The 14,206-nt window shown below is 67.5% G+C and carries 23 protein-coding genes; all 23 read left to right on the forward strand.

Features of this window, described 5'->3' with window-relative positions; all coding sequences use genetic code 11:
- Positions 1-2 precede the first annotated feature (2 nt).
- The 23 genes from rplP (at position 3) to JAV76_RS03435 (ending at position 14,202) form a co-directional block, all read left to right on the forward strand.
- A complete protein-coding gene (gene rplP, locus JAV76_RS03325; RefSeq protein WP_198732594.1) occupies positions 3-422 on the forward strand; it encodes a 50S ribosomal protein L16 in 420 nt (139 codons plus the stop codon).
- Positions 422-661, forward strand: a complete 240-nt coding sequence (gene rpmC / locus JAV76_RS03330; protein WP_198732595.1) for a 50S ribosomal protein L29 — start codon at positions 422-424, stop codon at positions 659-661. The genes rplP and rpmC overlap by 1 nt, the downstream gene beginning before the upstream one ends.
- A 7-nt stretch (positions 662-668) precedes the next feature.
- Positions 669-971 (forward strand): 30S ribosomal protein S17, encoded by a 303-nt coding sequence (gene rpsQ, locus JAV76_RS03335; protein WP_198732747.1) that lies wholly within the window; start codon positions 669-671, stop codon positions 969-971.
- A 142-nt stretch (positions 972-1,113) separates the two neighbouring features.
- Entirely contained in the window at positions 1,114-1,482 is a 369-nt protein-coding gene (rplN, locus tag JAV76_RS03340) for a 50S ribosomal protein L14 (protein WP_198732596.1), read from the forward strand.
- Positions 1,483-1,484: 2 nt separating this feature from the next.
- Entirely contained in the window at positions 1,485-1,835 is a 351-nt protein-coding gene (gene rplX, locus JAV76_RS03345; protein WP_198732597.1) for a 50S ribosomal protein L24, read from the forward strand.
- Entirely contained in the window at positions 1,835-2,404 is a 570-nt protein-coding gene (rplE, locus tag JAV76_RS03350) for a 50S ribosomal protein L5 (protein WP_198732598.1), read from the forward strand. The genes rplX and rplE overlap by 1 nt, the downstream gene beginning before the upstream one ends.
- A 1-nt stretch (position 2,405) precedes the next feature.
- Positions 2,406-2,591 carry a type Z 30S ribosomal protein S14 gene (locus tag JAV76_RS03355; RefSeq protein WP_012867931.1) on the forward strand — a complete coding sequence of 62 codons (186 nt, stop codon included), beginning with the start codon at positions 2,406-2,408 and terminating at the stop codon, positions 2,589-2,591.
- A gap of 78 nt (positions 2,592-2,669) precedes the next feature.
- On the forward strand, positions 2,670-3,068 hold the full coding sequence (gene rpsH / locus JAV76_RS03360) for a 30S ribosomal protein S8 (protein ID WP_198732599.1): 399 nt from the start codon (positions 2,670-2,672) through the stop codon (positions 3,066-3,068).
- A 24-nt stretch (positions 3,069-3,092) separates the two neighbouring features.
- On the forward strand, positions 3,093-3,632 hold the full coding sequence (gene rplF / locus JAV76_RS03365) for a 50S ribosomal protein L6 (protein ID WP_198732600.1): 540 nt from the start codon (positions 3,093-3,095) through the stop codon (positions 3,630-3,632).
- 2 nt (positions 3,633-3,634) lie between these two features.
- On the forward strand, positions 3,635-4,006 hold the full coding sequence (gene rplR, locus JAV76_RS03370) for a 50S ribosomal protein L18 (protein ID WP_198732601.1): 372 nt from the start codon (positions 3,635-3,637) through the stop codon (positions 4,004-4,006).
- 40 nt (positions 4,007-4,046) lie between these two features.
- Positions 4,047-4,709: a 30S ribosomal protein S5 gene (gene rpsE / locus JAV76_RS03375; protein ID WP_198732602.1), complete on the forward strand. Its 663-nt coding sequence runs from the start codon at positions 4,047-4,049 to the stop codon at positions 4,707-4,709.
- Positions 4,709-4,891 (forward strand): 50S ribosomal protein L30, encoded by a 183-nt coding sequence (rpmD, locus tag JAV76_RS03380; RefSeq protein WP_198732603.1) that lies wholly within the window; start codon positions 4,709-4,711, stop codon positions 4,889-4,891. Before rpsE ends, rpmD begins: the two co-directional genes overlap by 1 nt.
- Positions 4,892-4,893: 2 nt before the next feature.
- Positions 4,894-5,526, forward strand: a complete 633-nt coding sequence (gene rplO, locus JAV76_RS03385; protein WP_198732604.1) for a 50S ribosomal protein L15 — start codon at positions 4,894-4,896, stop codon at positions 5,524-5,526.
- 194 nt (positions 5,527-5,720) lie between these two features.
- Positions 5,721-7,010: a preprotein translocase subunit SecY gene (secY, locus tag JAV76_RS03390; RefSeq protein ID WP_198732605.1), complete on the forward strand. Its 1,290-nt coding sequence runs from the start codon at positions 5,721-5,723 to the stop codon at positions 7,008-7,010.
- Positions 7,007-7,597: an adenylate kinase gene (locus JAV76_RS03395; RefSeq protein ID WP_198732606.1), complete on the forward strand. Its 591-nt coding sequence runs from the start codon at positions 7,007-7,009 to the stop codon at positions 7,595-7,597. The genes secY and JAV76_RS03395 overlap by 4 nt, the downstream gene beginning before the upstream one ends.
- 6 nt (positions 7,598-7,603) lie before the next feature.
- Entirely contained in the window at positions 7,604-8,434 is an 831-nt protein-coding gene (gene map, locus JAV76_RS03400) for a type I methionyl aminopeptidase (RefSeq protein ID WP_198732607.1), read from the forward strand.
- A 202-nt stretch (positions 8,435-8,636) separates the two neighbouring features.
- The gene (gene infA, locus JAV76_RS03405) at positions 8,637-8,858 is read left to right on the forward strand and encodes a translation initiation factor IF-1 (protein ID WP_012867920.1); all 222 of its coding nucleotides are present in this window, start codon (positions 8,637-8,639) and stop codon (positions 8,856-8,858) included.
- A gap of 83 nt (positions 8,859-8,941) precedes the next feature.
- Positions 8,942-9,055, forward strand: coding sequence for a 50S ribosomal protein L36 (gene rpmJ / locus JAV76_RS03410; RefSeq protein ID WP_009740505.1), 114 nt, complete (start codon positions 8,942-8,944; stop codon positions 9,053-9,055).
- 196 nt (positions 9,056-9,251) lie between these two features.
- A complete protein-coding gene (gene rpsM, locus JAV76_RS03415; protein ID WP_198732608.1) occupies positions 9,252-9,626 on the forward strand; it encodes a 30S ribosomal protein S13 in 375 nt (124 codons plus the stop codon).
- Positions 9,627-9,722: 96 nt separating this feature from the next.
- The gene (rpsK, locus tag JAV76_RS03420) at positions 9,723-10,130 is read left to right on the forward strand and encodes a 30S ribosomal protein S11 (protein WP_198732609.1); all 408 of its coding nucleotides are present in this window, start codon (positions 9,723-9,725) and stop codon (positions 10,128-10,130) included.
- 139 nt (positions 10,131-10,269) lie between these two features.
- Complete coding sequence (locus JAV76_RS03425; protein ID WP_198732610.1) at positions 10,270-11,274, forward strand: DNA-directed RNA polymerase subunit alpha; 1,005 nt, start codon at positions 10,270-10,272, stop codon at positions 11,272-11,274.
- Positions 11,275-11,332: 58 nt separating this feature from the next.
- Entirely contained in the window at positions 11,333-11,890 is a 558-nt protein-coding gene (gene rplQ / locus JAV76_RS03430; RefSeq protein ID WP_198732611.1) for a 50S ribosomal protein L17, read from the forward strand.
- A 212-nt stretch (positions 11,891-12,102) separates the two neighbouring features.
- The gene (locus tag JAV76_RS03435) at positions 12,103-14,202 is read left to right on the forward strand and encodes a DUF6541 family protein (RefSeq protein ID WP_198732612.1); all 2,100 of its coding nucleotides are present in this window, start codon (positions 12,103-12,105) and stop codon (positions 14,200-14,202) included.
- Positions 14,203-14,206 lie beyond the last annotated feature (4 nt).

A 14,206-nucleotide genomic window follows, 5' to 3' on the forward strand; every position in this document is an offset into this window, starting at 1 on the left:
CGATGCTTATCCCGCGCAGGCTCAAGCACCGCAAGCAGCACCACCCCGGGCGCTCCGGCGCCGCGACGGGTGGCACCGCGATCGCGTTCGGTGAGTACGGCATCCAGGCCCTCGAGCCTGCATACGTGACGAACCGTCAGATCGAGGCTGCTCGTATCGCCATGACGCGTCACATCAAGCGAGGCGGGAAGGTGTGGATCAACATCTACCCCGACCGTCCGCTGACCAAGAAGCCGGCTGAGACCCGCATGGGTTCCGGTAAGGGTTCGCCCGAGTGGTGGATCGCCAACGTCAAGCCGGGTCGGATCGTCTTCGAGCTGGCCGGCGTCCCGGAGCCGCTGGCTCGCGAGGCCATGCGCCGTGCGATCCACAAGCTCCCGATGAAGTGCCGTTTCGTGGTGCGCGAGGGTGGTGGCAACTGATGGCTATCGGAACCAAGGACCTGGCTCCCAGCGAGCTGGACGGGTTCGACAACGAGAAGCTCGTTGCGGAGCTCGAGAAGGCGAAGAAGGAGCTCTTCAACCTCCGCTTCCAGTCGGCCACCGGCCAGCTGGAGAGCCACGGTCGGCTCAAGGCTGTTCGTCGTGACATCGCGAGGATCTACACGATCCTCCGCGAGCGCGAGCTCGGCATCCGTACCGCACCGAGCGTGAGTGAGTGAGGCTGATATGAGCGAGAAGGTTGCTGGAGCAGCTGCTTCAGAGCAGGAAGTCGCCGCACACCGGCCCCTCCGCAAGACGCGGCGTGGCTATGTCGTGAGCGACAAGATGGACAAGACCGTCGTCATCGAGGTCGAGGACCGGGTCAAGCACCCGCTCTACGGTAAGGTGATCCGGCGTACGAGCAAGGTCAAGGCGCACGACGAGCAGAACGCTGCTGGTATCGGTGACCTCGTCCTCATCATGGAGACCCGCCCGCTGTCCGCGACCAAGCGGTGGCGTCTGGTGGAGATCCTCGAGAAGGCCAAGTAGTTCAGCTCTGCCGGGTCGTCGGTCGTGTGTCCGCACACGAACCACGGCCCGGCAGCCCCGCCAGCTACTGCAGGCTTGACAGTTATCCGTTCGGCAAGGCTCGCAGCCTGCGAGAACCAGCTCGACGACAGGAGTTCATTACATGATCCAGCAGGAGTCGCGACTTCGTGTCGCCGACAACACGGGTGCCAAGGAGATCCTCTGCATCCGCGTTCTCGGTGGTTCGGGCCGTCGCTACGCCGGAATCGGCGACACCATCGTCGCAACCGTCAAGGACGCGATCCCGGGCGGCAACGTGAAGAAGGGCGATGTGGTCAAGGCCGTCATCGTCCGGACCGCCAAGGAGCGCCGTCGTCCCGACGGTTCCTACATCAAGTTCGACGAGAACGCAGCCGTCATCCTCAAGAACGACGGCGAGCCTCGTGGGACGCGCATCTTCGGCCCGGTGGGCCGCGAGCTGCGCGACAAGAAGTTCATGAAGATCATCTCGCTGGCGATGGAGGTGCTCTGACCATGGCGAAGATCAAGAAGGGCGACACGGTGATCGTGATCGCCGGTCGTGACAAGGGCAAGACAGGCCGCGTGCTCGAGGTCCTCACGGACTCCGACCGCGTGATCGTCGAGGGCGTGCAGCGGGTGACCAAGCACGTCAAGGTCGGCCAGACCCAGCGTGGCACGCGGACCGGGGGCATCGAGACTGTCGAGGCGCCCATCCACGTGAGCAACGTCCAGTACTACGACGCGGAGGCCAAGCGCGGCAAGCGCATCGGTGCCCGCACCGAGCAGGTCGAGCGTGACGGTCGCACCCGCACCGTCCGTGTCCGGGTCACTCGTGGCCACGGCGACGCGCAGAAGGACATCTGATGAGCACCGAGACGTACGCCAAGGCACAGCCGCGGCTCAAGGCGCGATACGCGGAGGAGATCCTCCCCGGGCTGCGTGAGGAGTTCGCGCACGAGAACGTCAACCAGGTCGCACGCCTGACCAAGATCGTGGTCAACATGGGTGTGGGCGACGCTGCGAAGGACTCGAAGCTCATCGAGGGCGCCATCCGCGACCTCACCGCGATCACGGGGCAGAAGCCTCAGGTCACCAAGGCCCGCAAGTCCATCGCTCAGTTCAAGCTGCGCGAGGGCATGCCGATCGGCGCCCACGTGACGCTGCGCGGCGACCGCATGTGGGAGTTCGCGGACCGGCTCCTGTCGATCGCGCTGCCGCGTATCCGCGACTTCCGTGGTCTCTCGCCCAAGCAGTTCGACGGGCACGGGAACTACACGTTCGGTCTGACCGAGCAGTCGATGTTCCACGAGATCGACCCCGACAAGGTGGACCGGGTGCGTGGTATGGACATCACCGTCGTGACCACCGCCACCACCGACGCCGAGGGCCGATCGCTCCTCAAGCGTCTCGGCTTCCCCTTCAAGGAGAACTGACATGGCGAAGAAGGCCCTGGTCAACAAGGCAGCCGCAAAGCCGAAGTTCGCGGTGCGCGCCTACACCCGGTGCCAGAAGTGCGGTCGCCCGCACTCTGTGTACCGCAAGTTCGGACTCTGCCGTATCTGCGTTCGCGAGATGGCACACCGTGGCGAGCTTCCCGGCGTCACGAAGAGCAGCTGGTAACAACTACGTCGTAGGTCCGGCACCAGTCGTTCGTACGACGGTGATCCGGATACCCCGGCGAGGAAGGGCAGAAGCCCAATGACGATGACCGACCCGATCGCAGACATGCTCACGCGTCTGCGTAACGCGAACTCGGCTTACCACGACACGGTCACCATGCCGTTCTCGAAGCTCAAGTCGCACATTGCTGAAATCCTTCAGGCGGAGGGCTACATCTCCGGCTGGAAGGTCGAGGACGCCCCGGTGGGCAAGTACCTCACCATCGAGCTGAAGTTCGGACCCAACCGCGAGCGGTCGCTCGCCGGGGTCCGTCGTGTGTCCAAGCCCGGACTGCGTGTCTACGCGAAGTCCACCAACCTGCCCAAGGTGCTCGGCGGCCTCGGCGTGGCGATCCTGTCCACGTCCTCTGGCCTCCTGACGGACCGTCAGGCTGCAAAGAAGGGCGTGGGTGGGGAAGTCCTCGCCTACGTCTGGTAATCGGAAGACGGAGAGGAGAACGCCATGTCCCGTATCGGCAAAGTCCCCGTCCCGGTTCCCTCCGGAGTGGACATCACCATCAGTGGCGCACTGGTGACGGTCAAGGGCCCCAAGGGGTCTCTTGAGCACGTCGTCCCCGCGCCCATCGAGGTTGCTCGCTCGGAGGACGGGGCGCTGGTCGTCACTCGTCCGAACGACGAGCGCGCCTCCCGTGCGCTGCACGGCCTCACCCGCACGCTCCTCGCGAACATCATCACCGGTGTGACCGAGGGCTACGAGAAGAAGCTCGAGATCGTCGGTACCGGTTACCGCGTCACGGCGAAGGGCTCCGACCTGGAGTTCGCGCTCGGCTTCAGCCACCCGGTCGTCATCTCGGCGCCCGAGGGCATCAGCTTCGCTGTCGAGGCGCCCACCAAGTTCTCGGTGAGCGGTATCAGCAAGCAGCAGGTGGGCGAGGTCGCCGCGAACATCCGCAAGATCCGCAAGCCCGAGCCATACAAGGGCAAGGGCGTGCGCTACGCCGGCGAAGTTGTCCGCCGCAAGGCCGGAAAGGCTGGTAAGTAACCATGGCTCTCAAGATCATGGGCAAGGGGAAGGCCGTCGCTCGTCAGCGCCGGCACCTGCGCCTGCGCAAGAAGGTCTCGGGCACGGCCGCACGGCCGCGTCTCGTGGTTACGCGCTCAGCCCGGCACATGACTGCCCAGGTCGTCGACGACACCGTCGGCAAGACTCTGGTGTCAGCATCCACGCTCGAGGCCGACCTCCGCGGCTCGGACGGCGACAAGAGCGCGAAGGCCCGCCGGATCGGCGAGCTCATCGCCGAGCGTGCGAAGGCCGCCGGTGTCGACGCGGTCGTGTTCGACCGCGGGGGCAACAAGTACCACGGCCGAGTGGCAGCAGTCGCCGACGGGGCCCGCGAAGGCGGTCTCTCCCTGTGATGACGCGAACCACTTCCGCATCGAAGCAAAGGACTCTCTGATGGCTGCAGGGCAGCGCAGCAACACCGGCGCCCCCACGGGCGGCGCCACCACTGAGCAGAACGACCGCCGCAACGACCGCCGCGGTGGCGGGCGTGGCGACGGCCGTCGTGGCGACGCCGCCGAGAAGAACGCCTTCGTCGAGCGCGTCGTGAGCATCAACCGCGTCGCCAAGGTCGTCAAGGGTGGACGTCGCTTCAGCTTCACCGCGCTTGTCGTGGTGGGCGACGGTGACGGCACCGTCGGCGTCGGCTACGGCAAGGCCAAGGAAGTTCCTGCGGCCATCGCCAAGGGCGTCGAGGAGGCCAAGAAGAACTTCTTCAAGGTTCCCCGCATCCAGGGCACGGTTCCTCACCCCATCACGGGCGAGGCGGCTGCCGGGGTCGTGTTCCTGCGCCCCGCGGCTCCCGGTACCGGTGTCATCGCCGGCGGACCGGTCCGCGCGGTGCTCGAGTGCGCCGGTATCCACGACGTCCTCTCGAAGTCGCTCGGTTCCTCGAACGCGATCAACATCGTCCACGCCACCGTCGCGGCGCTCCGCGGGCTCGAGCAGCCTGAGGCTGTCGCAGCACGCCGAGGTCTGCCGCTCGAGCACGTCGCACCCGCGGCGCTGCTGCGGGCGCAGGCCGCAGGCAAGGCAGCGGCTGCAGGGGTAGGTGCATGATGGCCCGTCTCAAGGTGACCCAGCTCAAGTCCGCCATCGGCGGCAAGCAGAACCAGCGCGACACGCTGCGCACTCTGGGCCTCAAGCGGATCGGCGACACCGCCGTGAAGGAGGACCGTCCGGAGATCCGCGGCATGGTCGCGACGGTGGCGCACCTCGTCACCGTTGAGGAGGTCGAGTGATCATGGCTGAGAAGTCAGCGAAGAAGGACGCAGCCGTCGAGGCGGCTGACGCTCCCAAGAAGAAGGCTCCGGCGAAGAAGGCCCCCGCGAAGAAGTCTGCGGAGACCACCGAGACCGAGTCGAGCGCTCCCAAGTCTGCCCCGAAGGCCAAGGCGGCCAAGGCTGCTGCCAAGCCCGTCGAGCTCGGCGCGGGTGGCACCCTCCGGGTCCACCACCTGCGTCCTGCTCCCGGCGCCAAGACCGCCAAGACCCGTGTGGGTCGTGGTGAGGCGTCCAAGGGTAAGACTGCCGGGCGTGGAACGAAGGGCCAGAAGGCCCGCTACCAGGTGCCCGAGCGGTTCGAGGGTGGGCAGATGCCCCTCCACATGCGGCTCCCGAAGCTGCGTGGGTTCAAGAACCCCTTCCGGACCGAGTACCAGGTTGTCAACCTCGACAAGCTCTCGGCGCTCTACCCCGAGGGTGGCTCGGTCACGGTCGACGATCTCGTGGCAAAGGGTGCGGTCCGCAAGGGCCAGCTCGTCAAGGTCCTCGGCACGGGCGAGATCACCGTCAAGCTCGAGGTCGCGGTCGACGCGCTCTCGGGCTCCGCGAAGGACAAGATCCTCGCAGCAGGCGGCTCCGTCTCGGAGGCCTGAGATCGAAACGGCAGGGCCGGTGCGCAACGCGCTCCGGCCCTGTCCTCGTCTACGGCACGACAGCGTTACCCGGGCAGATTCCGCGGTCGACGACGACAACGGATAGTGTTCGGTAGGCGTCGGCGAACCGACGCCTTCTCATCTGCCGGCCCACCGGTGCAGACCAAGCCGCCTCGGCGGAGCAGGAGGAATAGGTGCTCAGCGCATTCGTTCGGGCGTTCCGTACGCCTGACCTGCGGCGCAAGCTGCTGTTCACTATCGCGATCATGGCGCTGTTCCGCGTCGGGTCGTTCATCCCGTCCCCGGGCGTCGACTACGGCAACGTCCAGCAGTGCCTTGCGGCTGGAGGCCAGAGCGACCTCGTCGGTCTCATCAACCTCTTCAGCGGCGGCGCGCTCCTCCAGCTCTCGATCTTCGCGCTCGGGATCATGCCGTACATCACGGCGAGCATCATCGTGCAGCTGCTCCGGGTGGTCATCCCTCGGTTCGAGGCTCTCCACAAGGAGGGGCAGTCGGGGACCGCGAAACTCACCCAGTACACGCGTTACCTCACCGTCGGCCTCGCGGTGCTGCAGTCCACCACCTACGTGACGATGGCGCGGACGGGTCAGTTGCTGCCCAACTGCGACGTGATCCCGAACGACAGCTTCATGGCCTCGCTCCTCATCGTCATCACGATGACCGCCGGTGCCGGTCTGATCATGTGGCTGGGCGAGCTCATCAGCGAGCGCGGCGTCGGCAACGGCATGTCGCTCCTCATCTTCACGTCGATCGCCGCGAGCTTCCCGCCCGCGCTGTGGTCGGTGGCGGGCGGGAACAACGGCGTCCAGAAATTCGTCGTCGTCGTCCTCATCACGCTCCTCGTGATCGGGCTCGTCGTGTTCGTCGAGCAGTCGCAGCGACGGATCCCCGTCCAGTACGCCAAGCGCATGGTCGGGCGGAAGATGTACGGGGGATCGACCACCTACATCCCGATCAAGATCAACATGGCCGGCGTGATCCCCGTGATCTTCGCGTCCTCCCTGCTCGCCGTGCCGGGCCTCATCGCCCAGTTCGCGAGCCCCGAGTCAGGGTGGGTCCAGTGGGTGCAGCGGAACGTCGTCGACCCGGCATCGCCCCTGCACATCGCCATCTACGTCGTCATGATCATCTTCTTCTGCTTCTTCTACACGGCCATCACGTTCAACCCGGACGAGGTCGCCGACAACATGAAGAAGTACGGAGGCTTCGTGCCCGGTATCCGCGCCGGGCGACCGACGGCCGAGTACCTCGACTACGTCATCACCCGCATCACGTCAGCGGGCTCCATCTACCTCGCGCTCGTAGCACTCATCCCGACGATCGCGTTCCTGCTGCTCGGCATCAGCGCGAACGTCCCCTTCGGAGGGACGTCGATCCTCATCATCGTCGGCGTGGGTCTCGAGACGGTCAAGCAGATCGACTCGCAGCTGCAGCAGCGCCACTACGAAGGGTTCCTCCGATGAGCGCACGTCTCGTCCTTCTCGGTCCTCCCGGTGCAGGCAAGGGCACGCAGGCCGCCCGGCTCGCCACTCGTCTCGGTGTCGAGGCGATCTCCACCGGTGACATCTTCAGGACGAACATCAAGGGCGGTACCGAGCTCGGGAAGATCGCCCAGGGCTACAGCGACAAGGGAGAGCTCGTCCCCGACGAGGTCACCAACGCGATGGTCCGCGACAAGCTCACCTCCAAGCTCGCCGACGAGGGGTCGTCGATCGGGTTCATCCTCGACGGCTACCCCCGCAACGTCGCCCAGGTCACGGAGCTCGACGTCATCCTCAAAGAGCTCGACGTGGTTCTTGACGGAGCCGTCGAGCTCACCGCCGACGCCGACGTGGTGGCGGACCGGTTGCTCAAGCGCGCGCAGATCGAGGGCCGGGTCGACGACACCGAGGACGTCATCCGTCACCGCCTCGACGTCTACACCCAGCAGACCGCGCCGATCGCCGCTGTCTACGCGGAACGGAAGGCGCTCGTCCGCGTCGACGGTCTCGGCGAGATCGACGAGGTCACCGAGCGGCTGCTCGACGCCCTCGCCACCACTCTCGGCTGAGAGCCCGTGTTCGGGCGCGAGCGGGTCGAGTACAAGACCATCGAGCAGGTTCGTGCCATGCGTCGAGCGGGACTGGTCGTCTCTGCAGCCCTCTCCGAGGTGAGGGCGACCATCCAGCCCGGTGTCACCACACGAGCTCTCGACGACGTCGCCGCGCGTGCCATCGGGGATGCCGGTGCGCGTGCGTCCTTCCTCGGCTACGACGGCTTCCCGGCGACCATCTGCGTGTCCGTGAACGACGAGGTCGTCCACGGCATCCCCGGATCTCGTGTGCTCCACGCGGGCGACGTGGTGTCGGTCGACTGCGGCGCGATCGTCGACGGATGGCACGGTGACTCCGCGTTCACCGTGGTCGTCCCAGGCGGCTCAGCGGAGGACGGCGCTCTCGTCGACGTGACGGAGCGCGCGATGTGGGCGGGCATCGCCGCTCTGGCCGAGAGCCGCAGGATCAACGAGGTCGGGACGGTCATCGAGCGTGCGGTCCACCAGGAGGCGGGGCGGAGCGGTTCCTCCTTCGGGATCGTGGAGGACTTCGTCGGCCACGGGATCGGCACGGCGATGCATCAGTCGCCCGACGTCCCGAACTACCGGACCAACGGTCGCGGTGCGCGGGTGCGGCCAGGTCTATGCGTCGCGGTGGAGCCGATGCTCACGCGAGGCGACCAGGCGACCCGTGTCTGCGAGGACGACTGGACGGTCGTCACAGCCGACGGATCCCGAGCAGCCCACTGGGAGCACACCGTCGCCGTCCTCGAGGACGGGCTGTTCGTCCTCACCGCCGACGACGGTGGCGAGCGGCGCCTCGGCGAGCTCGGCGTCCGGATCGCGACCCTCTGACCGCCCGTCGGCGGTGCCTGCCGGAGGGCCACCTCGACCCCGGGTTTACCAGAAGTCGCTGGATGCCGTAGGATGCTTCGTTGGGTGTGTAGTGCGCAGTCGCTCGCTCCTATCACAACCGCGAAGGAACCGGCCGCACGGCGTCAGCCGTCGCGCCGGCGTCATCGTGGGCAGCAGTTCGTCACGAGAGTTAGCGGAGGATATGGCGAAGAAGGACGGTGTCATCGAGATCGAGGGCAGCGTGGTCGAGGCACTGCCGAACGCGATGTTCCGCGTGGAGCTGGCCAACGGTCACAAGGTGCTCGCTCACATCTCGGGCAAGATGCGGCAGCACTACATCCGGATCCTCCCCGAGGACCGGGTCGTGGTCGAGCTGAGCCCGTACGACTTGTCCCGTGGCCGGATCGTCTACCGCTACAAGTAACCACCACTCGATCAACTGCCGTCCTGCGCACCGCCCGGCCCATGTGTCGCGCGGTGTCGTCGCGCGGCGGCGGAGGAACCACGATGAAGGTCAAGCCCAGCGTCAAGAAGATCTGCGACAAGTGCAAGGTGATCCGCCGGCACGGTCGCGTCATGGTCATCTGCGAGAACCTGCGGCACAAGCAGCGCCAGGGCTGAGCCCTGACGATCTGCACGACAGGTTGGACAGATCGACCCGTGCCCGCCCGGTGAACTGACCGGACGAGCACCCCAGCGCACCATCACCGTCCAGCGGGCAACCGCAGGACGTGAACCCTCGGTCGGAGGCCGGGGCTCGCACACGCGGGAGATGGCGCGGCAGACCTCCGATGGCAGTACAGGAGCCGGAAGGCACATGGCACGTCTTATCGGCGTCGACCTCCCCCGCGACAAGCGGCTCGAGGTTGCGCTCACCTACATCTACGGCGTCGGCCGTACCCGTGCACAGCAGACCCTCGGCGCGACCGGCATCAGCCCGGACCTGCGCGTCAAGGACCTCGGCGACGCCGAGCTCGTCGCGCTGCGTGACTACCTCGAAGGCAACTTCAAGCTCGAGGGTGACCTCCGGCGTGAGGTCGCTGCGGACATCCGCCGCAAGGTTGAGATCGGCAGCTACGAGGGCCTTCGCCACCGCCGCGGCCTTCCCGTGCGCGGACAGCGCACGAAGACCAACGCCCGTACCCGCAAGGGTCCCAAGCGTACGGTCGCCGGCAAGAAGAAGGCTCGCTAGCAGCAGTAGTTCGCGGGGGAGCCGTGACCGGACCGCCACGCGGTCGGACGGCACCCCCAGCGATCCGAAGACCTCAATCCAGGAGAGAAAACGCACATGCCTCCCAAGACTCGCGGTGCCCAGGGCGCCCGCAAGCCTCGCCGCAAGGACAAGAAGAACATCGCCGTCGGCCAGGCGCACATCAAGAGCACGTTCAACAACACCATCGTCTCGATCACGGACCCTTCCGGTGCCGTGATCTCCTGGGCGTCGTCCGGCCAGGTCGGGTTCAAGGGGTCGCGCAAGTCGACGCCCTTCGCCGCGCAGCTCGCGGCGGAGTCCGCAGCGCGCCGTGCGCAGGAGCACGGCATGAAGAAGGTCGACGTCTTCGTCAAGGGTCCGGGTTCCGGCCGTGAGACCGCCATCCGCTCGCTCCAGGCCGCCGGCCTCGAGGTCGGATCGATCCAGGACGTGACGCCGCAGGCCCACAACGGCTGCCGTCCGCCGAAGCGCCGCCGCGTCTGACGCACCGGCGCGGGCACACCCACCTCGAGCGGGTGTGCCCGCGTCCGGCACGTACCACCTGCAGGTCCCGACCGGGAGAACACACCGGACGGGTTCGTGATGCGTCATATAGCGGACGCATGCTGAAAGGACACCATCAGTGCTCATTGCACAACGCCCCGCCCTGACCGAAGAGGTCATCTCGGAGAACCGTTCGCGCTTCTCCATCGAGCCGCTCGAGCCCGGTTTCGGTTACACGCTCGGCAACTCGCTGCGCCGCACCCTGCTGTCCTCCATCCCCGGAGCAGCGGTCACGTCCATCCGCATCGACGGTGTCCTCCACGAGTTCACGACGGTGCCGGGCGTCAAGGAAGACGTCACCGAGATCATCCTCAACATCAAGAACCTCGTCGTCTCCTCGGAGAACGACGAGCCCGTCGTGATGTACCTGCGCAAGCAGGGTTCCGGCGTGGTCACGGCAGCCGACATCGTGCCCCCGGCGGGCGTCGAGGTGCACAACCCCGATCTGCACATCGCGACCCTCAACGACAAGGGGAAGCTCGAGATCGAGCTCACCGTCGAGCGCGGTCGCGGGTACGTCTCCGCACAGCAGAACAAGGCCTTCGACGCGGAGATCGGTCGGGTTCCCGTCGACTCCATCTACTCGCCCGTGCTCAAGGTGACCTATAAGGTCGAGGCGACGCGAGTCGAGCAGCGCACCGACTTCGACAAGCTCATCGTCGACGTCGAGACGAAGCAGGCCATCAGCCCGCGCGACGCCCTCGCCTCGGCAGGAAAGACGCTCGTCGAGCTGTTCGGTCTCGCACGTGAGCTCAACGTCGAGGCCGAGGGCATCGAGATCGGCCCGTCACCGACGGACGCCGCTCTCGCGGCGGACCTGGCTCTCCCGATCGAGGAGCTCCAGCTGACGATCCGGTCCTACAACTGCCTCAAGCGTGAGGGCATCCACGCGGTCGGCGAGCTGGTCGCGCGCAGCGAGGCGGACCTCCTCGACATCCGTAACTTCGGCGCGAAGTCGATCAACGAGGTCAAGGACAAGCTTGCGGAGCTCGGCCTGTCGCTCAAGGACTCACCGCTCGACTTCGACCCGTCGACCGCCGACTACTACGACGGCGAAGACACGGACGACGAGCAGTACAACTGATCTTCAGGGGTCCCCGGACGTCCGGGGACCCCGCCCAATCCTCTAAGGAGCAAGAACAATGCCTACCCCTCCCAAGGGTGCGCGGCTCGGCGGCAGCCCGGCTCACGAGCGCCTGATCCTCGGCAACCTCGCCACGAGTCTTTTCGAGCACGGCCGAATCACCACCACGGTGACCAAGGCCAAGCGCCTCCAGCCCTTCGCCGAGCGTCTCGTCAGCAAGGCGAAGCGTGGCGACCTCCACTCGGTCCGTCAGATCGCCAAGGTCGTCCACAACAAGACGCCGCGTCGCCCCGACGAGCCCGGTGACGCCAACACCATCCTCCACCGCCTCGTCACGGAGATCGCCCCGGCGATGGCCGACCGTCAGGGTGGCTACACGCGTATCACGAAGGTCGGGAACCGCAAGGGTGACAACGCCCCCATGGCCGTCATCGAGCTCATCCTCGAGCCCGTGAGCCCCAAGCAGGCTGTTGTCCGCGAGGCGGAGAAGGCAGCGAAGAAGAGCGCACCGAAGGTTGAGAAGGCCGAGGCGAAGCCCGCCGACGAGACCGCCGCGGACGAGACGTCCGTGGACGAGACCTCGTCGGACGAGAAGTCGTCCTCCTCGGAGGACTGAGCACCTGCGGCTGATCGCTGCGCGACGCTCTCTCGAGGGCCCGGACCGTGGGACATCCCCGGTCCGGGCCCTCGCGTGTCTGGACCTGGACCGTGTCGGCTCGTCGGGATCCAGGTCCGTGACGAGACCCGGCCCTCGGTGACGATGGGGCGCGACCCGGCCTGCTAGCGTCGGTCCCGGTCATCTGGCGACAGCAGGGGAAGAGGTCCGGAGTGGTCTGGCTCGAGCTGGTGTGCGCGTGCGCCGTCCTCGCCGTCGTGCTGATCGTCCCGGGAGCCGTCATGCTGCGCGCAGCGGGGCTGCGGTGGCTCGTCGCGCTCGGTTCCGGACCGCCCCTGTCCGCCCTCGTCTACGCGGTGCTCGCGCCTGTCCTCGCTGCTTCGGGGGTCCCTTGGAACCTGGTGTCCGTCACGGCAGCGGTCGTGGTGATCGTCGCGATCGGCTCCCTGGTGTGTGTGACGCTGAGGCGCCGACCGGGAGGACGCGACCGCCTGCCGCAAACCGGCCTCACCTCGGATGCCGCCGCGGCCGCGGAAGGTCGCACCGGCGTGCAGGCTCGCGGGGAGCTGCATGTCCCGACACCGCAGGCCTTGACTCCGCACGCCGCGACGATCCTCGGTCGCACAGTGCCCTGGCGGACGGCGTTCGTCGCGACGGTGCTGGTCTCGACGACGGTCTTCGTGGTCCCCACCGTCCTCGGGATGGGGTCGCCCGACGCGCCCCTCCAGCAGTGGGACGGCGTCTTCCACCTGAACGGCGTGGCGCTCGTCCAGGAGACGGGCGTCGCGAGCTCGTTGGACGGTCTCTACGGCGAGGGGCGGTCGGTGTACTACCCGGCCGTGTGGCACTCGATGGTCGCCCTCGTCCCGCCGGTCGTCGCCCCCCCGGTGGTCGCCGCGAACGCGTCGACGCTCGTCATGGGCTCCGTGGGGTGGCTCCTCGGGCTCGGGGCGTTCGCGACGGCGGTCTTCCCCGGGAGGAGGGGTGTCGTCCTCGTCGCCGTCGCCCTGGGCTCGGCGTTCTCGATGTTCCCGACGGTCCAGCTGAGCACGCTGTCGCAGTGGCCCAACGGCCTGTCCGTGATGCTCGTGCCGGGGGCGGCGGCGCTGGTGGTCCTTTCTGTCCACGGATGGCAGAGGCTCGGGTCCGCTGCGCACCGCGCGCTGCTCACGTCCGCAGCGCTCGCGTCGGTGGCGGGCGTCGGTGCAGCGCACGGCTCCGGCGTGTTCGGGGGTCTGCTGGTCGTGGGCCCGCTGGTGCTGGCCGCGGTCGCTACCGGTGTGCGTTCTCTCTGGTCCTCGGGGAGGCGAGCCCGGGTCGTCGTGCCGGCGGCCGTCCTGGGAGCCGTGATGGTGGTGGCCGTCGTCGTCCTCTCGCGGTCGTCGGTGCTCCAGGTCCTGATGAACTTCGAGAGGCTGCCGCAGCGGACCTACGTGGTGTCGGTGCCTCGCACACTGCTCGACATGGTGCTGTGGCCTGCGCCGGGGAACGTCGTCCTCAGCGTCGCGGTGGTCGTCGGCGCCGTGGTCCTCCTCCGGAGGAGGCAGGAGCGGTGGCTCGTGGCGTCGGGCGTCCTCGTCGTGGCGTTCGTGGCGTTCGCGGCAGGTCCGGACAACCCGCTCCGTGCGCTCACGGGGATCTGGTACACGCAGGCGGCGAGGATCGAGGCCCTCTACCCGGTCGTCGCGAGCCTGGTCGGTGCGGTGGGCGTGGTGACGATCGCCGAGAGGGCGGCCGCACGCTGGGAGCGGCGGAGGCCGAGCGGCGGGTCCGCCCGGTCGTCGCCCGGGCCGGTGGGGAGCGCGGTCGTCGCGGTCCTCGCCGTCGCGTTCGTGACGTCGGCCGGCTTCCAGACGCCGCAGCGGGTGCACAGGTTCGCCGAGGCGTACGACCCGGAGGAGATCATGTGGGGCACGATGCTCAGCGCCGAGGAGCTCGCGCTCGTGCGCTCGGCGGGCGACCTGCTGCCCGAGGACGCGCTCGTCCTCGGTGACCCGCACAACGGTGCGGCGTTCTTCTACGGCGTGGGCGGGCGGGACGTCCTGCTGCCCCAGCTGGGCACGAGCGCCATGGACGCCACGCAGACGTACCTCCGGGAGAACTTCCGGGACGTCGACGTCGACCCTAAGGTGTGCGAGCTCGTCCGGGAGCGCGGGGTGACGCACTTCTACGAGGACACGGCGACGGTGGAGGACGGGGCGAAGGTGGACCCGGAGTCCCCGGGGTTGCACGACGTCGACACGAGCGACGGGTTCGAGGTGGTCGCCGTCGCGGGGACGGCGACGCTCTACGAGATCCAGGCGTGCGGATGATCCG

This window comes from Sanguibacter suaedae (assembly GCF_016342785.1).
In the GTDB taxonomy this organism is placed as follows: domain Bacteria; phylum Actinomycetota; class Actinomycetes; order Actinomycetales; family Cellulomonadaceae; genus Sanguibacter; species Sanguibacter suaedae.